Origin of the sequence: Stackebrandtia nassauensis DSM 44728 (genome assembly GCF_000024545.1) — a bacterium.
Taxonomy (GTDB): Bacteria; Actinomycetota; Actinomycetes; order Mycobacteriales; family Micromonosporaceae; genus Stackebrandtia; species Stackebrandtia nassauensis.
Genome location: NC_013947.1, coordinates 194033 through 218564, shown reverse-complemented (window position 1 = coordinate 218564; position 24532 = coordinate 194033). Strand labels below are relative to the sequence as shown.

At 70.4% G+C, this 24532-nt stretch carries 13 protein-coding genes; 9 read left to right on the top strand and 4 right to left on the bottom strand.

Translation table 11 applies throughout. The features are described 5' to 3' along the window. Window position 1: 1 nt before the first annotated feature. Both SNAS_RS01020 and arfA read right to left on the bottom strand, forming a co-directional pair. Window positions 2–1327: an ABC transporter substrate-binding protein gene (locus SNAS_RS01020; RefSeq protein WP_013015493.1), complete on the bottom strand. Its 1326-nt coding sequence runs from the start codon at window positions 1325–1327 to the stop codon at window positions 2–4. A 5-nt stretch (window positions 1328–1332) separates the two neighbouring features. Continuing rightward, window positions 1333–2850 (bottom strand): arabinosylfuranosidase ArfA, encoded by a 1518-nt coding sequence (gene arfA / locus SNAS_RS01015; protein WP_013015492.1) that lies wholly within the window; start codon window positions 2848–2850, stop codon window positions 1333–1335. 156 nt (window positions 2851–3006) lie between these two features. On the opposite strand from arfA, the gene SNAS_RS01010 reads away from it, so the two are divergent. Further along, window positions 3007–4035, top strand: a complete 1029-nt coding sequence (locus SNAS_RS01010; protein ID WP_013015491.1) for a LacI family DNA-binding transcriptional regulator — start codon at window positions 3007–3009, stop codon at window positions 4033–4035. 106 nt (window positions 4036–4141) lie between these two features. Beyond that, the gene (locus SNAS_RS01005; RefSeq protein ID WP_013015490.1) at window positions 4142–4732 is read left to right on the top strand and encodes a TIGR03086 family metal-binding protein; all 591 of its coding nucleotides are present in this window, start codon (window positions 4142–4144) and stop codon (window positions 4730–4732) included. A 32-nt stretch (window positions 4733–4764) separates the two neighbouring features. Here SNAS_RS01005 and SNAS_RS01000 read toward each other — a convergent pair whose 3' ends face one another. Together SNAS_RS01000 and SNAS_RS00995 are read right to left on the bottom strand one after the other, a co-directional pair. Then, entirely contained in the window at window positions 4765–5982 is a 1218-nt protein-coding gene (locus SNAS_RS01000) for an RNA polymerase sigma factor (RefSeq protein ID WP_013015489.1), read from the bottom strand. After that, a complete protein-coding gene (locus tag SNAS_RS00995; RefSeq protein WP_013015488.1) occupies window positions 5979–6329 on the bottom strand; it encodes a YciI family protein in 351 nt (116 codons plus the stop codon). Before SNAS_RS00995 ends, SNAS_RS01000 begins: the two co-directional genes overlap by 4 nt. Before the next feature lie 65 nt (window positions 6330–6394). Here SNAS_RS00995 and SNAS_RS00990 point away from each other — a divergent pair, with 65 nt between their 5' ends. The 7 genes from SNAS_RS00990 (at window position 6395) to SNAS_RS00960 (ending at window position 24526) form a co-directional block, all read left to right on the top strand. Next, a complete protein-coding gene (locus SNAS_RS00990) occupies window positions 6395–7345 on the top strand; it encodes a DUF3500 domain-containing protein (protein ID WP_041624467.1) in 951 nt (316 codons plus the stop codon). A gap of 105 nt (window positions 7346–7450) precedes the next feature. Beyond that, window positions 7451–10300: an AfsR/SARP family transcriptional regulator gene (locus SNAS_RS00985; RefSeq protein ID WP_052304864.1), complete on the top strand. Its 2850-nt coding sequence runs from the start codon at window positions 7451–7453 to the stop codon at window positions 10298–10300. 74 nt (window positions 10301–10374) lie between these two features. After that, a complete protein-coding gene (panD, locus tag SNAS_RS00980) occupies window positions 10375–10800 on the top strand; it encodes an aspartate 1-decarboxylase (protein WP_013015485.1) in 426 nt (141 codons plus the stop codon). A 241-nt stretch (window positions 10801–11041) separates the two neighbouring features. Then, window positions 11042–12301 carry an ATP-grasp domain-containing protein gene (locus tag SNAS_RS00975; RefSeq protein WP_013015484.1) on the top strand — a complete coding sequence of 420 codons (1260 nt, stop codon included), beginning with the start codon at window positions 11042–11044 and terminating at the stop codon, window positions 12299–12301. Between the two features lie 82 nt (window positions 12302–12383). Beyond that, window positions 12384–15548, top strand: coding sequence for a type I polyketide synthase (locus tag SNAS_RS32180; protein ID WP_013015483.1), 3165 nt, complete (start codon window positions 12384–12386; stop codon window positions 15546–15548). A 25-nt stretch (window positions 15549–15573) separates the two neighbouring features. Beyond that, on the top strand, window positions 15574–21318 hold the full coding sequence (locus SNAS_RS00965) for a non-ribosomal peptide synthetase (RefSeq protein ID WP_013015482.1): 5745 nt from the start codon (window positions 15574–15576) through the stop codon (window positions 21316–21318). Continuing rightward, on the top strand, window positions 21311–24526 hold the full coding sequence (locus tag SNAS_RS00960; protein ID WP_013015481.1) for a non-ribosomal peptide synthetase: 3216 nt from the start codon (window positions 21311–21313) through the stop codon (window positions 24524–24526). Before SNAS_RS00965 ends, SNAS_RS00960 begins: the two co-directional genes overlap by 8 nt. Window positions 24527–24532 lie beyond the last annotated feature (6 nt).

Here is a 24532-nt window from a genome sequence, read left to right as displayed (position 1 = left end):
TTCAGCCGTACTTCTTCCGGTTCTCGGCCAGGATCTTGGCCGCCTTGTCGGCCGCGTCGGCCAGCGCGTCGGCGGGCTTCTTCTTCAGCAGCACCGCCTGGTTGACGGCCTTGTCGACCTGCGGCATCGCGTCGCCGATGCCCGGCACGGCGGGCGGGAAGTGCAGGTAGTCGACCTGCTCGGCGAACACCGACTGCTCGGTGAGCTTGCCGAACTCCTTGGAATCGCGGACGCTGTTGCGGGCCGGGACCTGCCCGCCCTTGGCCCATTCCACCGACTTGCCGCTGATCCAGTTGACGAACACCTTGGACGCGGCCTGCTTGTTGGTGTCGACGGTGCGCTGCTTGAGCAGCACGAAGTTGTGGGAACCGGCCCAGGCGGCCTTTTGCTCACCGATCTGCGGCAGCGGCGCCACGCCCCATTCGAGGCCGTCGACGTCGTTGAAGGTGTTGATGCTCCAGATGCCGTTCCAGTTGAAAGCGGTCTTGCCGTTCTGGAACGCCACCGCGTCGGCGTCCTGGCCGACGTCCTTGGGGCTGTGGCCGTCCTTGACCAGGTCGACCATCCAGGTCAGCGCCTTGACGCCCGCGTCCTCGGCGAAGGCGGGGTCCTTGGCGTCGGAGCTGAACAGGTCGCCGCCGAACTGCCACAGCAGCGACTGGAAGGTGTGGGAGCCGGTGAACGGGAACGGCGTCATCCACATGCCCTTGATCTTGGCCTTCTTGAGCTTGTCGAGGGCGTCGGCGTAGTCGTCGCCGGTGGCGGGCGGATTGTCCGGGTCGAGTCCGGCCTCGTCGAGCAGCTTCTTGTTGTAGAAGTTGCCCTCGGGGTGGACGTCCAGCGGGATGCCGTAGCGCTTCTTGTCGTAGACACCGGCGTTCCACACCGGCTCGACGAAGTCACCTTTGGACAGTTTCAGGGCGTCGGCGACGTCGTCGAGCGGCAGGATCACGCCGCGGGCGGCGTTGGTGGCCAGGCTGTCGACGTGCATGATGCCGATGTCGGGCGCCTTGCCGCTGCGCACGGCGGCGGGCACCTTCTCGTAGTACGACTCCCACTCGTAGGTGGTCATCTTGACCTTGATGTTGTCGTGCTCGGCGTTGAAGTCCTTGACCAGCTGCTTCATGATGGGGCCGTCGCCACCGGTGAAGCCGTTCCAGAAGTCGAGGTCCACTTTGGGGCCGTCGTACTTGGTGCCGCCCTGGCTGCCGTCCTCGGCGGTGTCGGAGCCGCCGCCGCAGGCCGACAGGGCGATGGCGGCGGTGGATCCGGCGGCGAGGCCGAGCAGGGCGCGGCGGGAAAAGGGGCCGGAGTCGGGAAGGGGCATGACGATCACTCTTTCTCTTCACTCAAACGCAGGGCGTTCCAGGACAGCGCGGGCAGCCGCACCAGACAGCGTCCGTTGTCCATAACGGATGGTGGTAGTCGACGGGGTCCGACCCGGTCGGGGTCGGCGGGGGTGTTGATCGCCGTGGGGTCGTCTTCGGCGATCGTGAGGTGTTCGGCGAGCCGGACGCCGGACAGGGCGCGCGCGTCCACCGCCAGTTCCACCGGGTGCTCGGCGCGGTTCACGGCGAACAGGACGGTCTGGCCGGTGGCGGCGTCGTGGGTGGCGGTGGTGCTCAGGGTCGGCACCTCGCCGTGGCGCGGGGTTTCGTGCCGGGGGCCCGCGGTCTCGGTGCGCAGCACGGTGCCGCGGGCCAGCCGGGAGGTCAGCGCGAACGGGTGGAAGATCGACTGCCGCCAGGCCGGTCCGTCCGGGGCGGTGCGGATGGGGGCGATGACGTTGACGAGCTGGGCCTGGTTGGCGATCGAGACCCGGTCGGCGTGCCGCAGCAGCGTGATGAGCAGGTCGCCGACGACCACGGCGTCGGTGGCGTCGTAGTCGTCCTCGATCAGCGGCGGCGACTCGATCCACTCCCGGTCACCGGGTTCGGTGAAGCGGCTTTGGTACCACACGTTCCACTCGTCGAAGCTGAGCTTGATCTTCTTGCGGCTGCGGCGTTTGGCGCCGATGTGGTCGCACGTGGACACGACGTCGTCGATGAAACGGTCCATGACGGTGCCCGAGGCCAGGAAGCTGTCGCGGTCCTGGTTGGCGGGGTCGAAATAGTGGTGCAACGACAGGTAGTCGACCTGGTCGTAGGCGTGTTCCAGAAGAGTGGCCTCCCAGTCGCCGAAGGTCGGCATCTGGGAGTTGGAGCTGCCCGCGGCGACCAGTTCGATGGACGGGTCCACGATGCGCATTGCCTTGCCGGTCTCGGCGGCGATGCGTCCGTATTCGGCGGCGGTCTTCTGGCCCACCTGCCAGGGTCCGTCCATCTCGTTGCCCAGGCACCACAGTTTGATGTCGTAGGGATCGGCCGAGCCGTGTTTGCGGCGCAGGTCGGACAGCGCGGTGCCGCCGGGGTGGTTGCAGTACTCGATCATGTCGCAGGCCTCGGCGACGCCCCGGGTGCCGAGGTTGACCGTCATCATGGGTTCCACGACGGCCAGTCTCGCCCAGGTCATGAACTCGCCGAGCCCGAATTCGTTGGTCTCGAGGCACCGCCAGGCCAGGTTGAGCCGCCGGGGCCGGTCGGCGACCGGTCCGATGCCGTCCTCCCAGCGGTAGCTGGACACGAAGTTGCCACCGGGGTAGCGCACCACCGACACGCCCAGTTCCCGCACCAGGTCGATGACGTCGGTGCGCAGGCCGTGCTCGTCGGCGGACGGATGGCCGGGGTCGTAGATCCCGCCGTACACGCACCGCCCCATGTGTTCGACGAACGACCCGAACAGCCGCCGGTCGACGGGGGCCACCGCGAACGCCGGGTCTAGCACGACGCTCGCCTTGTGCCGGTTGTCCATCTGGCCTCCCTGCCGTTACGCGATCTTGGACTTGGGATACTTTTTACGCCGGTTTTACAACGTTGTAAAGAGCGGAGGCGAAATCGACGTTCGCCAATTCCCGATCGATGTCCGTGTGTCACGATGTATCGACCGAATGAGACCAAGGGGACACCGATGCGATCGCGCCTGAAGGACGTGGCCCAGCGGGCCGGCGTCTCGATCAAGACCGTGTCCAATGTGGTTCACGGATATCAGCACGTCCGCGCCGACACCCGGCAGCGGGTGGAGCAGGCGATCGCCGATCTCCAGTACCGCCCCAACCTGTCCGCGCGCAGCCTGCGGGCCGCGCGCTCCGGTGTCATCGCGCTGGCACTGCCCGAAATGGACGCACCTTATTTCGCCGAGCTGGCCCGGCACGTCGTCGCCGAGGCCGAGGAACACGGCTGGACCGTCCTCATCGACCAGACCGAGGGCTCGCGGGAGCGCGAACGCGTCGTCACCGGCGGCATCCGCAGCGAACTCATCGACGGCCTGATCTTCAGCCCGCTGGCGCTGACCGCCGAGGACCTCGCCGAACGCACCGACTCCACCCCGATGGTGCTGCTGGGCGAACGCATCACCGGTTCGCCGCCGATCGCCGACCACGTGCTCGTCGACAACGTCGCCGCCGCCCGCGAGGCCACCGAGCACCTGCTGGGCCTGGGTCGCCGCCGGATCGCGGCCATCGGCGCCCAGCGCACCCCGGCGGGCGTCACCGCGCGGCTGCGGCTGCGCGGCTACCGGCAGGCGCTGCGGCAGGCGGACGTCGCCACCGACGACACCCTGATCCAGGGCGCCTCCCAGTACCGCCGCGCCCACGGCGCCGAGGCGATGGCCCGGCTGCTGGAACGCGACGACCCACCCGACGCGGTGTTCTGCTTCAACGACCTGCTGGCGCTGGGGGCGCTGCGAACCCTGCTGCAACGCGGCATCCGGGTGCCCGAGGACGTCGCCCTGGTCGGCTTCGACGACATCGAGGACGGCAGGTTCTCCACGCCGACGCTGACGACCATCCGCCCCGACAAGGCCCGCATCGGCGCGCTGTCGGTGGACATGTTGGCGCAGCGGCTCAGCGGCGACCTGAAGGGACCGCCCCGGGAGAGCTACGTGGGTTACGAACTCGTGGTGCGGGAATCCACGGCCGGGGCCGAACCGGTCGCCTGAGAGCCACCGACTTCGTCCGCGTCGCCGATTCTTGGCGCACCTGTGTCGAGTCGGCCGGCTTCCGTTCGTCCTTGGACTGTCAAGTCCAACGATTCAAGGAGCGAACATGGAGACGATGACGGCGTACCGGCGGGCCCAGGACGGCTTTGACCAGGTCATGGCGGCCGTTGGCGACGAACAGTGGGACCGGCCGTCGACCTGTGCGGAGTGGACCATTCGGGACGTGGCCGGGCACGTGATCTGGGGCCAGCGGCAACTGCGCGCCTGGGCGGTCGGCGAAGAGTACGAGTCGCCGACCGGATTTCCCGGATCCTCGAAGCCGGGTGAGCTGGCCGCCGACGACCCGCTGGCGACCTGGCGCACCGCCCGCGCGGCGGCCGACGAGGCGCTGACCGACGAGACGCTCGCCCGGGTCGTCACCATCGGAGGCCCGGTCGGTGACATACCGGTGATCGGCGTGGCCGAACTGCTGACCACCGACCTGCTCGGACACTCGTGGGACATCGGCCACGCGGCGGGGCAGGACGTGCGCCTGGACGCCGAGCTGCTGCCCGGTTCGATGGAGTGGTCGAGGAAGTACGTCTCCCGGTCTGCGGCACTGTTCGGCCCCGAGGTCACACCGGAGGCGGACGCCGATGATCAGGACCGCCTGCTGGCCTACCTCGGCCGCAGGCCGGGCCAGCACCTGGCTTCGTAGCCACCGACCGTCGCCCGCGCGCCCGTTGGTCCTCAACCGTGGTCGGGGCCCAGCTCGCGCAGGCGGCGGTCGAGAAAGCGCCGGTCGGCGGGGTTGGTGGCCAGTTCGGACGCGCGGCGATATGCCGTGGCGGCCTCGTCGCGGCGGTCGAGGCGGCGGAGCAGATCGGCGCGGGTGGCGTGGAAGAGATGGAATGTCGGCAGGTCGAGTTCGTCAACGAGGGCCAGGCCCACGGCGGGGCCCTGGTCCATGGCCACCGCGACCGCGTGGTTGAGGGCCACGACCGGGGAGTCGTCGACGTCCATCAACGTCCGATACAGACCGACGATGTGGGGCCAGTCGGTGGTCGGTCGGGTGTGGAGCGCCGCGATCGTCGCCCGCAGCAGGTACGGACCGGCCGCGCCGTGCCGCAGGGCACGGCCGAGCAGGGCGACGCCCTCGGCGATCTGTTCGTGGTCCCATGTGGAACGATCCTGGTCGGCGTGCAGGACCAACTCACCGGACGGGTCGTAGCGCGCGGCGCTGCGGGCGTCGTGCAGCAGCATCAACGCCAACAGCCCCAACACCTCTGGCTCGTCCGGGAACAGTGTCGCGATCAGCGTCCCCAGTCGGATCGCCTCGTCCCGCAGTTCACCGTGGTCCCGCGAGCCGGGCTCGGCCGTGTAGCCCTGCGTGAAGATCAGGTACACCACCGCGAGCACCCCGCTCAGCCGCTCGGGCAGTCGGTGATCGGGCGGCACCTCGAAGGACGCGCCCGTGTCCCGCAGCTTGCGTTTGGCACGCACCAGTCGTTGCGCCAACCCGGACTCGGTGAGCAGGAAGACCCGCGCGATCTGCGCGGCGGTCAGCCCCGCGACCACCTGGAGGGTCAGCGCGACCCGGGCCCGCAGCTCCAGGTCCGGGTGACAGCAGGCGAAGACCAGGCTCAGCCGGTCGTCGCCGACGTCCACCAGGCTGTTCGGATCGGGCTCGATGTCCACCGTCTCGGCGCGCGCCCCGGCCAGCTCCGCCTTCTCGCGACCCACCCGGGCGCGGCGGATCCAGTCCACGCCGCGATTGCGCGCCACCGTGACCAGCCAACCCACCGGGTCGTCCGGGACACCCGCCGCCCAGCTGTCCATCGCCTGCGCGCAGGCCTCGTGCAGGGTCTCCTCGGCGAGCTCGATGTCGCCGAACGCCCGCACCAGCGCGGCGAGCATCCGGGTGCGCTGCTCGCGGTACACCCGCTCGACCGTGTCCGCGGCGGTCATGGGGCGACGTCAGCCTCAAGCGGGCGGACCTCGATGGTGCCCTCGGCCGCGAACGGGCACATCGCGGCCAGTTCCAGCGCCTCGTCCAGGTTCTGGCAGTCGATGATGTAGTAGCCGCCGAGGTGTTCGTGGGTCTCGGCGAAGGGTCCGTCGGTCATCAGGGTCTGGCCCTCGCGCACTCGCACCGTGGTGGCGGTCTCGGGTCGTTTCAGCGGTTCGCCCGCCTCCAGGACGCCGCGGCGGCGGCACTCCTCGGCGAAGGCGTTGATCGAGGCCATCGCCTCGGCGAATTTCGGATCGTCCGGCTCGGGGCGGTCGCAGCCGTAGATCAACAGCATGTATCGCATCGCGCTCCATCTTTCGTCACGGATCAACAGTCTCGTACCTTGGCCTTGAGCGGCCAGCGACTACCGTGAGAGGCGTGATCGCGGAAGAGATGCGCCAGGCCGCGCGGCGACTGCGCGAGGCCCTCACCGACGAGCAGGCCGACGCCGCCTTCCACCCGTTCGCCGACGCGGACCGGACGCGGTGGGACTACCGTCCCCGGCCCCGTCCCGGCGCGTGTATCGGCGAGTTCGGGCTCACCGGCCGCAAACGCGCGCACCAGCTGCTGGCCACCGCGATGAGCCCGCACGCCTTCGCGCAGATCACGACGATCATGGGCCTGGAGGAGGTGCTCGACCGCGCCGAGTCCTGGCGGCGGGGCCGTCACAGCGACGACTTCTGGATCGCCGTGTTCGGTTCGCCCGAGGACGAGGCGTGGGCGTGGCGGTTCGAGGGGCACCACGTCTCGGTCAGCATGACGGTCGTGGCCGAGGAGGTCAGTCCGACGCCGGTGTTCCTGGGCGCCAACCCCGCCAGCGTCGACTACCGGGGGACGCCGGTGGTGCGTCCATTGGCCATTGAGGAGGAGCTGGCGCGGGATCTGTTGGCGCGGTTGCCCGACCGGCAGCGCGCCCAGGCGATCGTGTCGCCGGTCGCGCCGTCCGACATCCGCACCGGCAACGCCCGCGACATCACCGACATCGACCGGTGGCCGGGACTGCGGGCCGCCGACCTGTCGCGCGGCAACGCCGAGATCCTGGACCGGCTCATCGACGTGTACCTGGACCGGCTGCCGCCGTCGCTGGCCGCCGCCGAACGGGCCGTCATCGAACCCGACGCGATCCACTTCGCCTGGGAGGGTTCGGCCGAACGCGGCGGCGGCCACTACTACCGGCTGCAGTCGCCGCGGCTGCTCATCGAGTACGACAACACCCAGAACGACGCCAACCACGTCCACACCGTCCTGCGGCGTCCCGGCGACGACTTCGGACGGGGACTGCTTCCGTCGCATGTGGCCTCGGAGCGCGAACCCCGGTAACGCTGTGCTACCAGCGGGAAAGCGGATTCCGAGCTACCGTTACGTCCCGGGATGAGCCTCCCCCTCGGGCCGTCCAGCGCATTCGAATCCGCACCGAAAATCCCCATGGACAGTCACATCACACTCCCCAGCGAACTCCGGCCGGTGCTGGTCAGGCTGCTCGGTCCGGTCGAGATCGCCGGTGAGGACGGCTGGCAGCGGGGCGGGGCGCCGAAACAGGCGTGCGTGCTGGCCTGTCTGGCGCTGTCCCCCGGCACCGCGGTGAGCATCGAGACACTGGCGCACCGCGTCTGGGACGGCCCGCATCCCACCGAGACCCGCAACATCATCTACGGCCACGTCACCCGGCTGCGGCAGTTGCTTAAACCGCACGACGAGGTCCGGCTGCGGCGCATGGGCACCTCGGAGTACCAATTGGACATCGAGCCGGAACTGGTGGACGCGTGGCGCATGCGCGACCTGGCGGGCAAGGCGCGGGCGGTGCAGGCCGGTGGCGACATGACGACGGCGGCGGAGTTGTGGCGCGGCGCGGTCGAGCAGTGGCGCGGCCCGGCGCTGGCGGGCATCAAGACCGAGTGGAGCGCCCGCACCAGCCGTCGGCTGCGCAACGACTACCTCGCGGCGGCGGCGGGTTGGAGCGAGTGCCTTCTCCAGTTGGGGCAGCACGAGGCCGTCGTCGGCAACCTCGAACCCATTGTGGAGCATCATCCGTTGGTGGAGAACCTGGTGGCGCCGTTGCTGTTGGCGCTGTACCGCTGCGGTCGGACGATGGACGCGCTCAACCGTTACACCGACACCCGCCGCCAGCTGCGCAAGACGCTGGGCAACGACCCCGGGGAGCGGCTGCGGACGCTGTACCAGCGGATCCTGCGCCAGGAACCGGAACTGTTGCGGGCGCCCGCGACCGAGCGGCGCGAGGCCGCGCCCGCCGCGGTGTCACCGGCACCGGCGCCGGTGCCCGCACAGCTGCCCGCCCGGGTGTCGGGGTTCATCAACCGGGAGGCGCAGCTGGAGACGCTGGACGCGCAGCTGCCGTCCGCGTCGCTGGTGACGATCTCCGGCATGGCCGGGGTCGGCAAGACGGCGCTGGCGGTGCACTGGGCGCAGCGGATCGCGTCCCGGTTCCCCGACGGGCAGCTGTACGTGAACCTGCGTGGCTTCGATCCGTCCGGGCAACCGACCGAACCGGCCGACGTGATCCGGGGGTTCCTGGACGCGCTGGCCGTTCCGCCGCACAGCATCCCGGTGTCGCCGGACGCGCAGATCGGGCTGTACCGCAGCCTGGTGGCGGACCGCAAGATGTTGATCCTGCTCGACAACGCGGGCGAGGAGAAGCAGGTGCGGGACCTGCTGCCGGGGACGCCGGAGTGCCTGACGATCGTCACCAGTCGCAACCGGCTCACCGGGTTGACGGCCAGCCACGGGGCGGTGCCGATGCCGCTGTCGGAGTTCACCCCGGAGGAGTCGCGCCGGTTTCTGCGGAGCCGGTTGGGCGAGGGGCAGCTGGCGGCCGAACCGCAGGCCGCCGACACGATCATCGCCACCTGCGCCGGACTGCCGCTGGCGCTGGCCGTGGTGGCGGCGCGGGCGGCCACGATGCCGCAGGTGCAGCTGGAGCAGTCGGCGGCGGAGTTGCGCGGCGCCACCGGGGATCTGGAACCGTTCGTGATGAGCGACGTGTCGACCGACATCCGGGCGGTGTTCTCGTGGTCCTACCGGCTGCTGGGCGCCGAGGCCGCGCACTTCTTCATCCTGCTGGGCCACCATCCCGGTCCCGACATCTCCACGGCCGCCGCCGCGTCGCTGGCGGGGGTGCCGCTGCCGAGGGCGCGGGCGCTGCTGGGTGAACTGCTGCGGGTGCACCTGGTGACCGAGCGCCGTCCGGGCCGGTTCGTGTGCCACGACCTGCTGCGCTCCTACGCGTCCGAACTGGACACACTGGCGGAGTGGGAGGGGCTGCGCGAGGGTCTGCGGCGCGTCGTCGACCACTACACCCACACCGCCCACGCGGCGGCGCGGCTGGTGCATCCGATGCACGACCTGCCGCCCGAGCCATCGCGCTGTCCCGGCGTCACCCCGGAGAAACCCGCCGACCGGCAGGCCGCGATGGCCTGGCTGCGCACCGAACACGAGGCGCTGTTGGCCAGTATGGAGCTGTCGATCGCCGACGGCTGGGACTCACGGACGCTGCGGATCGCGGCCGCGATGCTGATCTGCCTTGACCTGCACGGCATGTGGGGCGTCATGGTCGCCACCCAGGAGAAGGCGCTGGCGGCGGCGCAGCGGCTCGGCGACCCGCGGGCGATCGCCGGGGTGCACCGCGACCTCAGCCGCGCCTACTCCCGGCTGGGGCGCTTCGACGAGGCCGAACAGCGAATAACCGAGGCGCTGCGGCAGTTCGAGCAGCTGGGCGACCTGGGCGGGCAGGCGCGGGTCCAGCACCAGGCGTCGGTGCTCAACGCGATGCGGGGACGGCACCGGGAGGCCCTCACGGCCGCCACCCGCGCGGTCGAGCTGGGTGAACTCGCCGGTGACCTGGTCGCGCAGGCCATCGGGCACAACGCCATCGGCTGGCATCTGTCGCAACTGGGCGATCAGTCGGAGGCACTGTCGCACTGCCAGCGGGCGATGGTGCTGGCCGACAAGATCGGCTACCAGCAGATCAAGGGCGGCATCTGGGACAGCCTGGGCCATATCCACCGCCGTCGGGGTTGCCTGGACCAGGCGATGCACTGCTTCCGGCGGGCCGTGGACGACGAGCTGGCGATCGGCAACCGGCTGGGGTTCGCCTCCGCGCTGGTCGGGTGCGGGGACGTCCGGTTCCTGCAGGGCGAGACCGACGCGGCCCGCGAGACCTGGCAGCGGGCGCTGTCGATCCTGGAGGCACTGAAGCACCCCGACGCCGAGCGGGTGCGGGGCCGGCTGGCCGGGCGGCTCGACCCGTCCGGGGACTGAGACAACCGGGTCCGCGCAAGACTTCCGGTGTCCGGCACAAGATCTCCGTACGAAAACGCCGTTATGGTCGCCGCATGTTCCGAACCATGCTGAAGTCCAAAATCCACCGTGCCACCGTCACCCACGCCGACCTCCACTATGTCGGGTCACTCACCGTGGACGAGAACCTCATGGAGGCCGCCGACCTCCTTCCCGGTGAGCAGGTGGCCGTTGTGGACATCACCAACGGTGCCCGGCTGGAGACCTATGTGATCCCCGGTCAGCCCGGTACCGGCGTCATCGGGATCAACGGCGCCGCCGCCCATCTGGTGAAACCGGGTGACCTGGTGATCCTGATCGCGTACGCGGTCATGGACGAGGAGCACTCGCGCGGCTACGCCCCGAAGATCGTGCATGTGAACGGCGACAACGAGATCATCGACCTCGACGTCGACCCCGCCGCCGTCGCGCCCGGGGTCGCGGGCGAGCCGCGACGCAGCCCGCTGGCCAAACCCGCCTGATCGAAACTGGCTGAACGTCTGATGTACTCGACGCCGTAGCGGGCGGATTTTTGTCTCCTTTGCGGAGATTGCGCAGCACACGCGTTCCGTCCGGGGCCGCATCACCTGGTACGTAAGACTTTTGGCTCGGCACACAAGGTCTCCGCAAGACAACGGCGCTAGCGTCACCGGCGCAGACCGCCGATCGGAATCCCGCGACGTCGAGGTGACAGCGGGTTGTCCAGCCAATGGAGCACACGCGATGCCAAACCCCAACGACCGCAATGGACAGAAGTCGCTTCCCACCCTCGTGGTCGTCTACGCCTTCGGGTCGGCCTCCGCGACCCAGATCGTCGCGGCGGCGCGCGGGCTGTGTGACATCGTGCTGCTCGCAGACCGCTCGGAACCCTATGTGGCCGAACAGTTCCCGTTGATGCTGGAACTCGCAAGCGTCATCGACGCCACCGACCGCGACGAGGCCGAGGTCCTCGGCGAGGTCACCGCACTCGCGCCGTCCGGGGTCACCACGTTCGCCGACGACAAGGTGGAACTGGCCGCGCGGCTGGCGCGGGCGTGCGGCGTCGTCGGACATTCCGAGGACACAGTGGAGGTGGTCACCGACAAGCTGTGCCAGCGCCGCCGCCTCACCGAGGCGGGGGTGGAGGCGACCCGGTTCGCGGCGATCGCGGGGCCCGGGGACGTCGCCGCGGCGGCGGCCGAGGTCGGGTTCCCCGCCGTCCTGAAACCCCGGCGCGGCAACGGTGCCCGCAACACCCGGCTGGTGGAGTCCGAAGCGGACTGCGAACTCGCGGTGACGGAGGTGCACGGCGAGGAGACCCGCGGACTGCTGCTGGAGGAGGCACTGACCGGGATCGGCATCCGCGACGAGGTGCACGCCGACTACGTGTCGGTGGAGTCGCTGAGCCAGGACGGCGGGATCACCACGTTGTGCGTCACCGGCCGGTTCCCGATGGCCCCGCCGATGCGCGAGACCGGCATGATCGTGCCCGCCGCGCTGCCGGACGCCGAAGCCGAGCGGGTGGTGGCGCTGGAGCGGGCGATCCTGCGGGCGCTCGGCGTGCGGGATGGCTTGAGCCACACCGAGTTCAAGCTGACCGCCGACGGTCCCCGCCTCATCGAGGTCAACGCCCGGCTGGGCGGCCCGATCGGGCACCTGACGAAGCTGGCACTGGGGATCGACGTGGTCCGGATGGGGCTGCTGGTGGCGCTCGGCCAGCGGGTCGAGGTGCCGCCGCCGTCGTGGCGCGGGGTGGCGTTCAACCGCGCGGTACCACCACCACTGGGCGTCAGCGAGGTGGTTTCGGTTAAGCCGCTTGCCGAGTTGCGGGGACTGCCCGGTGTCGTGTTCTGCAACCAACGGGTGCGCCCCGGCGATCGCGTCGACTCCCGACGCGGCGAACGCGACATGCTGGCCACCGTCGTCGGCCTGACCGAGTCGCATGAGGAGCTTCTCGCGATCAACGCGGCCGCCGAGCGCGCCGCCGAACGGATGTGCCGATGACCGATCGAGTCGCCAGTGCGAGCGTGGCCAGCCGGATCGACCGAACGGCAGCGCCGTTCAGCCCCACCGAGAGCGGGCCGGCATGACCGATCGAGTCGCCATCGTCGGGGCGGCCATTCGCACCGCCGGAGCCGTTGACACCGCCGGGTTCTGGCGGCTGCTCGCCGACGGACGCGGCGGGCGCCGCGAGTTCGACCGCGCGGAGCTGGAGCGGCGCGGGGTGCCCGGCGTCCGGTTCGCCGATCCCCGGTTCGTCCCGGTCTCGTTCCCGTTGGCGAACCCGGCGGGCTTCGACGCGGCGGCCTTCGCCATCAGCCCCGCCGAGGCCGAACTGATGGACCCGCAGCACCGCGCCATGCTGGAGAGCGCCTACCGCGCGGTGGAGAGCTCCGGGCACCACATCGCGTCGCTGGCCGACACGGTGGGCGTCTACGTCGGGGCCCGGCCGGGCTTGCACGCGGTCCTGTTGCGCGCCACCGGGGCCGACATCGACGAGACGAAGCTCGTCACGGGAAGCTACTCCGACTACCTGGCCGCGCGACTGTCCTACACGTTCGGCCTGGGCGGCCCCACGATCAGCGTCCAGACCACGTGTTCCACCTCGGCGGTCGCGATCCACCTCGCCGTCCAGGCGATCCTGGCCGGGGAGTGCGACTCGGCGGTGGCCGGGGGCGTCGCGATCGACATCGAGGACGCGGGCTACCTGTGTCCCGAGGGCGGCGTGTTCTCCCCGCGCGGCCGCTGCCAGCCGTTCACCACCACGGCGGACGGCACAGTGGACGGAAACGGGGTGGCGTCGGTGTTCCTGCGCCGCCTGGATCTCGCGTTGGCCGACGGCGACCCGATCCTCGCTGTCGTCGCGGGCACGGCGGTGAACAACGACGGCCGCGACCGGGTCGGCTTCACGGCGCCGAGTGTGAGCGGCCAGTCGTCGGTGATCGGCGAGGCCCTGGACGTCGCCGAGCTCACCCCGGACCACATCGGACTGTTCGAGACGCACGGCACCGGCACATCCGTGGGCGACCCGCTGGAGATCGAGGCCGCCACCCTCGCCTACCGCGAAGCCGGAATGACCGGCGACGGCCTGCGACTCGGCACGATCAAGGCCAACATCGGCCACCTCACGTCGGCGGCCGGAGCGGCGGGGGTCATCGCGAGCCTGCTGGCCCTGCGCAACGAGGCGATCCCGCCGAACCTGCCGCTCACCGAGGGCGCGTCCGCGATCGACCTGTCCCACACCCCGTTCCGGCTCACCGACCGGCTCGAACCGTGGCGGCGCGGCCCCGAGCCCCGTTTCGCGGCGATCAGCTCGTTCGGCCTGGGCGGCACCAACGCCCACATCATCCTGGGCGACCCCGACGAGGTGGCCAGGCGCGGTGCCCGTCGCAGCTGGCAAGTGCTGCCGCTGTCGGCGGACGATGCGCAGCGGCTGACCGAGACCGTCACGGCGACAAGGCAAGCAGCGTCGGAAGCCACGTCGGACGAGCGGCACGATCTGGGCCACACGCTGAGACTGGGGCGGCCGGAGCTCGCGGTCCGCGCCGTGGCAATGCTCCCCGTCGAGGACGCGGCCACCGCGACCGAGGCCGAGCACGAGGCCGCCGACATGGCGGCGTCGGCTGCCCAGTGCGCGGCGGCCGTCGAAGGCCGAACGGCCCCGGCCGCTGCTGAAGGCCAAGCGGCCTCGACCGCTGGCCAAGGTTCGGCCGTAGCCAAGGCCGAGCGCGAAACCGCCGACATGGCGGCGTCGGCTGCCCAGGGCGCGGCGGCCGTCGAAGGCCAAGCGGCCACGGCAACGACCGCCGTTTGGCCGACCGCCTCATCGTTCCGCTCACCCTCGGCCGAGCCACCGTCGCTTGTGTACCTGCTCCCCGGCCAGGGCGGCCGCTCGTCGGCCGCCGCCCACCAGCTCTACCAGTCCGAACCCTGGTTCACCGCCACCGTCGACACCGGCCTCGACATCGTCGAGGACGTCGCCGACCCCCGCACCTTCGCCCGCGTCCGCAACGCGTTCGTCCTCGGCACCCTCACCGATGACACCGAAGTCGCCCAGCCCGTCCTTCATCTTCTGGCCGCTGGTGTCGCGACAGTCCTTGAGCGACTTGGCATCCAACCCACCGCGCTGGCCGGGCACAGCGTCGCCGAGATCACCGCCGCCCAACTCGCCGGAGTCCTCGACTTCGCCGAAGCCACCACCGCCGTATGCCACCGAGGCGCCGCGATGGCCGCGATGCCGCCCGGCGAGATGTACGCCGTCCGAGCCACCCCCGCGCTCCTGGCCGACCTTCCCGACGGCACCGAGATCTCCGTCCGCAACACTCCATCGTCCACAGTTCTATCCACAACCGCCGGTGAACCGCTGCGGAACTGGCTCGACGCCCGCGCCCTGCGCTACCGCCGCCTGGGCACCTCACACGCGTTCCACCACGCCTCCATGGCCGACGCCGCCGAAGCCTTCACCAAACGGATGCGCGGCATATCGCTGCGACCCCCGCGAATCCCACTGCTGTCCTGCCCCACCGGCACCTGGCTCGAAGCGAGTCAAGCCACTGACCCCGTCTACTGGGGACGACAGCTGCGCGAGCCCGTCGACTTCGTCTCCGGCCTGCGCGCCGTGGTGGCGGCCCACCCCAACGCCGTCCCCGTGCAGCTCGGCGCCGGTACCCATCTGCTGGCCGCCATCCGGGAAGCCGTCCCCATGCGGCCCAATGCCGGGACCCCCGTCATCCGGGAAACCACTGCCGACACGGGCATCGCGATGCTGCCCGACGGCGACGCCCGCATGACCCTGCCCGCCGCCATCGGCGCGCTGTGGCAGCACGGCGTCCCCGTCGACTGGAACGCCTACGCCGAGCACGATCGCGGCCTGCGCACCGCCGCCCCGCCCCGGCCGCTGCTGACAACCCCCGTACTGCACCCGGCGCTGCGCGGCCGTACCCCCGGCATCGACCCGTCCGATCTAGACAACACACCCGCACCGGCAACCCCTTCGCCCGAAGCCGAGGACGTCCCGCTGCTCGGCCCCGTGTGCGAATGCTGGGCCGAGACGCTGGGAGCCATGCCCGCTCCCGATGACGATTTCTTCGCCTCCGGTGGTGACTCCATCGCCGCCGGGCAGATCGTGGCCCGGCTTCGGTCCCGGTTCGACGTCGCGATCCCGGTGCACCTGCCGCTGGTAGCGACGTCGCCGCGCGAGCTCGCCAGGGCCGTCGACGAGCTGCTGATCGCCGCCGTATTGCAGGACTGATCCCTCACTGCTGGAAGGAAACCCCGTGGACATCTCCGCACTCACCGAGGAACAGCGTTCCCGGCTGGCCGCGCTGCGCGCGGGCAAGGCCGGGGCGCGGCCGGAGGGCATCAAACCCACCGGCGCCACCCGCGCCGCGCTGTCGGCCGGGCAGCAGCGGATCTGGTTCCTGTCGCGGTTCCTGCCCGACACCAGCGCTTACAACATCGTGGGAAGCTACCGGGTGCGCGGCGAGGTATCCCTCACCGCGCTGCAGAAGACAGTGGACACGTTGGTGGCGCGGCACGCGTCGCTGCGCACCCGGTTCATCGTGGACGGTGACACTCCGGCACAGGTGGTGGAGCCGCAGGCGGTCGTGAAGGTGCGGCTGGACACCGCCGACGAGGGCGAGCTGGACGTCCGGCTCGACGCGTTCGGACGGGAGTTGTTCGACCTGGAGACCGGACCGCTGCTGCGGGTGCTGCTCACCAGGACTGGGCCGGGCGAGGCGGTGCTGTCGATCGCGATCCATCACATCATCGCCGACGGCTGGTCGCTGGGCGTGTTCATCGGCGAGTTCACCGCCGTGTACCGACAGCACCTGCACGGCACCGACGCCGACCTGAAGCCGATCCCGATCAGCTATGTGGACTATTCACTGTGGCAGCGGTCCCGGGAGGGCACTCCGGAGCACAAGGAGCAGCTGTCGTGGTGGATGGAGGCGTTGTCGCACAACCCGAAGGTGCTGGAGCTGCCCACCGACCGGCCGCGTCCCGCCGTGCAGACCTTCAACGGGTCCCGGCACCGGTTCGCGGTGTCGGCGGCGGTGCGCGCGGACGTGGAGCGGCTGGCCCGCGAGCACGCGACCACGCCGTTCGCGGTGCTGCTGACGGCTTTCAGCGCGGTGCTGCGCCGCTGGAGCGGTGAGCGGCGGTTGAACTGCGCCACCCCGGTGGCCAACCGTTCCCGGGTGGAGACCGAGTCGGTGATCGGGTTCTTCGTCAACACGGTGGTGCTGCCGATGGATCTCACCGGTGAGCCGTCGTTCGCCGAGTTGCTGGACCGGGTCAAGCGGGTGTGCCTGGATTCGTTCTCGCGGCAGGAGCTGCCGTTCGAGCAGCTGGTGGACGCGCTGTCGCTGGATCGGACGCTGTCGCACAATCCGTTGGCGCAGGTGATGTTCATCCTGCAGAGCGCTCCGGCCGGTGACCTGGATCTGGCGGGCGCGTCGCTGGAGTCGATCGACACCGAGACCGGCACGACGAAGTTCGACGTCACGATGGAGTTCTTCCCCGCGGCGGCGGGCTACACGGGGGTCATCGAGTACGCCACCGACCTGTTCGACGCGGCCACCGCCGAGCGACTTGCCGTCCACTATGACCAGATGTTGCGGGCGATGCTCGCCGACCCGCATGGATCGGTGGCCACGGCACCGATGCTGTCGGCTTCGGAGCGGGAACAGCTCGCGGCCTGGAACGCGACCGAGGCCGACACCGAACTGGGGCGGCGGATCACCGATGTCGTCGCCGACCGGGTGCGTGAGCAGCCCGACGCGATCGCCGTGTCGGGTGACGGCGTCCACCTCACTCGGGGAGAGCTGTCCGATGCCGCCGGGCGCATCGCGAACCTGTTGCGCGGCATCGGCATCGACTCCGACGGCCTGGTGGGGCTCTGTCTGCGACGGGGCCCGCATCTCGTGCCGTCCATCCTGGGCACGCTGGCCTCCGGTGGCGCCTATGTGCCCTTCGATCCCGAGCAGCCACCCGCGCGGGTCGCGCAGATGGTCCGCGACGGCGGCATCGGCATCGTCGTGACCACTGAGGACGATCGTGGCGCGCTGGTGGACCTGCCCGACACCGTGACCGTCCTGAGCCTCGACGCCCCGGCCACGATCGCCGCCCTCGCGGAACAAGACACCGGCTGGCCGCAGGTCGCCGCATCCGACCGCGACCTCGCCTACGTCATCCACACCTCCGGCTCCACCGGAACCCCCAAGGGCGTCATGGTCGAGCACCGCGCGGCGATGAACCGGATCAACTGGATGCAGCGCGAGTACCGGCTCGCCGAGAGCGACCGGGTGATGCAGAAGACCACCTACACCTTCGACGTGTCGGTGTGGGAATTCCTGTGGCCCTTGATGCACGGCGCCGCGATCGTGCTGGCCACCCCGGACGCGCACCGGGAACCGGAGCGGCTGCTCGACGAGATCACCCGGCACCGCGTCACCCATATCCACTTCGTACCGACGGCGTTGTCGGCACTGCTGGCGCACGGCAGCCTCGCCGAATCCTCGTTGCGCCGGATCTTCACCAGCGGCGACGCCCTGCCGCGCGACCTGTGCGAACGCGTCGAGGCTGACTGCGGCATCGCGATCGACAACCTCTACGGCCCCACCGAATGCGCCATCGACGTCACCTACTGGGCCTGGCGGCCCGACGTCGCCGGTCCGCCGCCGATCGGGCATCCGGTGGCCAACACCCGCGCGCATGTCGTCGACGAACACGGCAACGAGCTCCCCGTGGGTGTCCCGGGGGAACTGTGGATCGGCGGCGTGCAGGTCGCGCGAGGCTACCTGAACCGTCCCGACCTGACCGCCGAGCGATTCCGCCCCGACCCGTTCGGCGGCGACGGTGAGCGCGTCTATCGCACCGGTGACCTGGTGCGGCGCCGCGCCGACGGCGCGCTGGACTTCCTGGGCCGCATCGACGATCAGGTCAAGGTCCGTGGTTTCCGTATCGAGCTCGGCGAGGTGGAGGCGGCCCTGAACCGGCAGCCCGAGGTCGCCGAGGCCGCGGTGCTGTGTCGCGTGGACGCGTCCGGCGACAAGCAGCTGCTGGGCTTCGTGGTCCCCGACGCCGGGCACCTGGACACCGGCGAGGCGACCGTCCCGTGGTCGGACGTCTTCGACCAGGCCTACACCGACGGCGACGACCCCGAGGACCCCGAGTTCAACCTGAAGGGCTGGCAGTCCAGCTACAGCAAGAAACCGATCCCGGTGGACGAGATGTCGGCGTGGCACGCCGACGCGGTCGCGAAGATCACCGCCACCCGGCCGCGCCGCATCCTCGAGATCGGTTGCGGCACCGGGCTTTTCGCGTTCAAGCTGGCGCGCGGCTGCGAGCACTACACCGGTATCGACGTCTCGGCCGAGGGCCTTGACTACATCGCCGCGCAGCTGCCGAAGCTCGGCTTGACCGACAAGGTGTCGCTGCACCGGCTGGCCGCCGACGAACTGTCGGCACTGGACGGTCAGACCTTCGACTGCGTCGTCATCAACTCGGTGGCGCAGTACTTCCCCGACCGCGACTACCTGGACGCGGTGCTGGCGTCCGCCGCCACGCTCCTGGCACCGGAGGGGACGATATTCCTGGGCGACATCCGCAACCTCGGCATCACCGCGATGTTCCACGATTCCGTGGTGCGGCACCAAAACCCCGACACCGACGAGGCCGTTCTGACCGCGCGGGCCGAACGGCAGTTCGCCGAGGAGACCGAACTGCTCATCCACCCGGCCTACTTCACCACGCTCCCACAACGCATCCCGGGACTGCGCTGGGCCGAGACCAGCGTCAAGTACTCGCACGGCGACAACCAGCTGGTCCGCTACCGCTACGACGTCACGCTGCACACCGAGGGCGAACCGATCCCCGTCACCGAGTTCGGCCACTGGGAGAACCTCGACCGACTGACCGAACAGCTCGCGTCCGGTGTGGACGGCGACTACCTCGCGGTTGCGGGAATCCCCAACGCGCGGCTTCACCCCGACGGCGTCCAGCCCGCGAGACTGCGGGAACTGGCCGAGGGCACCGGCCTGGAAGCCCTCGTCACCTGGTCGCCGAGCGGCGCGCCGGGCAGTCTGGCCGTCGTCTACCACCACCCGGGCACGCGGGTCACCGTCCCGCACGTCAGCGACGAACCCGACACCAACACCCCCGCGTCGGGTTGGGCATGGCGGGACCTGCCGCGCGCGCTGCGGCAGCGGCTGCGCGACATCCTGCCCGACTACATGGTTCCGTCGATGCTGGTTCCGTTGCGGCGCATGCCGGTCAGCGCCACCGGCAAGGTGGATCGTTCGGTGCTGGAGCGGATCCCCGACCTGCGGCAGATCTCGCGCGGACACACTCCACCCAGGACGGCCACCGAGCGGCTGGTCGCCGAGATCTTCGCCGCCGTCCTGAACGTCCCCGAGGTGACCTGCGAGGACAATTTCTTCGATCTGGGCGGCGACAGCATCAAGATCACCCAGGTCGCGGTGCGGCTACGCGACGCCGGGCATCCGGTGATGATCCGGTCGATCTTCGCCAACCAGACCGTGGAACTGCTGGCGACGTTCCTGGACACCGACACGACCGCACCAACTGTGGCGGCCTCGCCCGCGCGGGTCCGCGACCTGCCCAGCGGCAGCTTCCCCGCCTCGCCGCTCCAGGAACACATGATGAGCGTCGCGCCGGAGCGGACGTCCAACGGAATGTATGTGGTGCAACGGGTTCTGCGTTACCAGGGCGAGTTCGACCCCGACGCCGCCCGCGAGGCGTGGCACGCCACGGTGGCCGCCACGCCGTTCCTGCGCACCGTGCTGCGCCGAAGCGGTGACGGTTTCACGCAGAGCCCCGAAGCCAACGTGGACGGTTCGATCACCGCACTGGACTGGTCCGGTCTCGACGACGACGCCAAGACCGAGGCCATCGCCGAGTTCCTGCGCACCGACCGGGAAACCGGATTCGACCCCGCCACCAGTCTGCCGACCCGGTTCGCGTTCATCCGGCTGGGCGAGCGGCACGGCTGCTGGGTGATCAGCATGGACTACCGGCGCCTCGACGGCTGGAGCTTCACCACCTACCTGGGCGACTTCCTGGCCGCGTACCACCGACCCGGCGAAACGGGGGCCAAGCGGCGAGCACCCTTCGACTACGCGTCGTATGTGGAGTGGCGAGAAGAGCGGATGCGCGACGGCAGCGTCGCGGACTGGTGGCGGGAGCGGTTGACGTCGATGTCGCCGATCCCGGTGCCACCCGCGAACCGGCTGTCGCACCGCGACTTCAACGTCCTCATCACCACGGTGGACGCCCAAGCCGCGCGCGGTTTCCACGCCGCCTGCCGCGCGGCCGGTGTCACCGCAGCCGCGGGCGTACAAGCGCTGTGGGGAGCGGTGACCCAGCGCCTCGACGGCCACGCCGCGCCGCGGTTCGGGCTGACCACGGCGGGGCGTCCCGCCGAACTGCCCGGCATCGAGACCGCGCTGGGCATGTTCATGAACACGCTGCCGACGACCTGGCGGGCCGGGCCCGCCGATGCCGTCCGCGACTGGATGACAGGCGCGGCCGAAAGTTCGCTCGACCTGATCGACCACGGCATGATCCCGCAACCCGAGCTGGTCCGAATGGCGGGCCTAAACGAGGGCGAGGCCCTGTTCGACACCTATCTGGTGTTCCAGAATGCGCCCAGCGCCGACACCGGCGAGGACGAACACGAGCAGGGCTTCGAACTCATCGACGAGACCCCGGCGGCGTACTCGCAGCAGGAGCACCGGCTGCGGCTCGACGTGTTCCCGTTCGAGGGGCGGCTGCACCTCAGCCTGTCCGGCTACGAGCCGCCCGCGCGGCTGCGGGAATACCTGGCGTTGTTGGCCAGCGGTGTCATCGCCATGGACGCGGCGGCTGTCGACCGTCCGATGAGCACCGTCCTGGACGCCGACGTGGCGGTGCCGCCATTGCTCGACACCGACGGCCTGGTCACGGCGATGGTGCTCAACGCCGAAGCCCCGCAACGGAAAGAGGAAACCGATGAATGAGGTCTATCCGGTCTCGTTCGCGCAGCGGCGGCTGTGGTTCGCCGAACAGCTGACACCCGGCGGTGCCCGGCAGCATGTGGACCTGACCCGCCGCGTGCACGGCACCGTCGACGTCGCGGCGCTTCAGTCCGCTGTCGACACCGTCGTGGCCCGGCACGAGTCGCTGCGCACCCGCTTCGGTGTCGTGGACGGCAGCCCGGTCCAGGTGATCGTGTCGACCGTCGCGGTGCCGGTCGAGGTCATCGAGACCGGCGACGCCCCGGCCGCGCTGCGCGAGGTCATCGAGCGGCCGTTCCGGCTCGACGAGGCGCCGCTGCTGCGGGTCGCGCTGATCCGTGGCGGCGGCGACACCGTGCTGACGTTCGTGCTGCACCACATCATCGCCGACGGCTGGTCGCTGGGCGTGCTCGCCGACGAGATCGGCAGCTGTTACCTGGCGTACCTGGGCGGGACCAAGCCGCACCTGCCGCCGCTGCGACTCCAGTACGTCGACTACACGCTCTGGCAGGCCGAAGCGGTGAAGTCGGAGGCCGTGGCGGCCCGGCACCGCGACTACGTGGCCGCGCTTTCGGGTGCGCCACAACTGCTGGAGCTGCCCGGCGACCGGCTCCGTCCGGACGAGCCACGCCACGAGGGCGCCACCACCGAGTTCACGATCCCCGACGAGACCATGGCCGCCGTCGAACGGCTCGCCACCCGCTGCGGCTCCACCGTCTACATGACACTGTTGAGCGCGTACTTCCTGGTGCTGTCGCGCTGGACTGGTCAGCGGGACCTGCTGGTGGCCACGCCGTCGGCGGGCCGGGGCCGCAGCGAGACCGAGGCGCTGATCGGGTTCTTCGTCAACACGGTGGTGCTGCGCGGCGACGTGTCCGGCGACCCGACCGTCGCCGAACTGGTGGCCCGCACCCGGGACGCGAGCCTGGCGGCCTTCGCCAACGAGGACGTCCCGTTCGAATGGCTCGTCGAGGGACTGGCACCGGAACGCAGCCTCATCCACCATCCGCTGGTCCAGGCGATGTTCTCGTACCAGAACACCCCCGGCGACGAGCTGAAACTGCCGGGGGCGCGGCTGGAGCGTCTCGACGTCTACGGCGGAACGTCCATGTTCGACATGACGCTGGAGTTGGCGCCCGGCGCCTCCGGGCTCGACGGGGTGGTGCAGTACTCCACCGCCCTTTTCGATCCGGAAACCGCGCACCGTTTCGCCGTCCACTTCGGCAACGCGGTGGCGGCGATGGTCGACGCACCGGACCGGCCGGTGTCCGGCATCGAGATCCTGGCCGCCGAGGAGCGCGAGCACCTGCTGCGCACCGGAACCGGGGCACCGTCGGGTGATCTGACGCCGGCGCTGACCCGGATCAGGGACCGCGCCGCGTCCGAGCCTGACCGGGTCGCGGTCATCGACACCGACGGCGAGGTCAGCTACGAGTGGTTGTGCCGACACGCCGACACCGTGGCGGCGGCGCTGCGGGAACTCGGACTGGAACCTGAGTCACTGGTCGCGGTCTGCCTGCCCCGCAACCGCTTCATGTTGTCCACTCTGCTCGGTGTCTGGGCGGCGGACGCGGCGTTCGTGCCGCTGGACCCCGGCTACCCGGCCGCGCGGCTGGAGTTCATGCTCGCCGACAGCGGCGCCGTGGCGGTGCTGTCCACCCGCGAACTGGCCGCGTCGCTGCCGATCGCCGAGGGCACGCCCGTCATCCACGTGGACGAGCTGCCGGACAATCCGACTCTGGAACCGTCGGCTGTGGAGGTTCCCGCCGACCGGCTGGCCTACACGATCTACACCTCCGGCTCCACCGGCCGCCCCAAGGGTGTCCAGATAGAACACCGAGGCATCGCCAACCAGATCGACGCGTTCGCCGACCTGCTCGGGTTCACCGCCGAGGATCGCATGGCGGGCCTGACGTCCATGTCCTTCGACCCCGTGTTCATCGAGCTGTTCGTCCCGCTGGTCACCGGCGGGACGGTGGTGATGCTGGACAACACGATGGCGGGCGATCCCGAGCGGCTGGACGAGGCGCTGACCGAGCACGGCGTCACCGTCGCCCAGGCCACGCCGTCGACCTGGAAGCTGTACACCGACCACGCCAAGGACGCACCGCCCCGACTGCGCCGCATCCTCACCGGCGGCGAGGCACTGTCGAGTGACCTTGCCGAGTCGCTGCTGTGGCTCGGCCTCGAAGTCCACAACGTCTACGGCCCCACCGAGACCACGGTATGGGCGACCAGCGCCCACATCACCGACCCTGGCCGGATCACGGTGGGCCGACCGATCCCCGGCCTGCGAATGTTCATCATGGACAGCCACGGTCGGCTGGCGCCCACCGGCGCCGCCGGTGAACTGTGGATCGCCGGGACGGGCGTCGCCCGCTCCTACCAGGGCCGCGCCGACCTGTCCGCCGAACGGTTCGTGACCGCGCCCGACGGCACCCGGGCGTTTCGCACCGGCGACCTGGCCCGCTGGAACCGCGACGGCAGCCTCGACTTCCTGGGCCGCGTCGACGATCAGGTCAAGATCCGGGGCCACCGCATCGAACTCGGCGAGATCGAGGCGGTGCTGCGCGAACACCCCGACGTCCGCGACGCGCTCGTCGCGGTCCGCACCGCCCCCGGCGGCGAGAAGCAGCTGGTGGCCGCCGTCACCGGCTCGGCCGCCGGTGCTGCTGTCGCTCCCGGCGGCCAGCCAGGCCGCGAGCCGACCAGCACCGACTGGCTCGCCAGCGAGGCCAAGCGCTGGGCCGCCCGGCAGCTCCCGGCCCACATGGTCCCCAGCCAGATCACCGCCGTGGCCGCACTCCCGTTGACCCCCAGCGGAAAGGGCGACCGCAAGGCCGTCGCCGCACTGGCCGCGCCCCCCGATACCGCCCCCGACCGCGCACTGCCCGCCGACGACGCGCAGCTCCGCCTCCACGAGGTCTGGTGCGAGGTGCTCCAGCTGCCCGCCGTCAGCGTCACCGCCAACCTGTTCGACCTCGGCGCCACCTCGATGTCCATTGTGAAGGTGCGGCAGGAGCTGCGCGTCCGGCACGGCCTCGACCTGCCGTTGACCGCGTTCTTCACCCACCCCACCATCGCCGCCCTGGCCGCTAGCCTCGGCGTCGAGCCCCGGCCGGCCGTCGGAGCCAAGCGCGGTGCCGCCCGGCGCCGCGTCCCCCATCCGGACGCGGCCCGTCGCCGCGAACGCCGTCGCGGCAGGACATAGAGGACG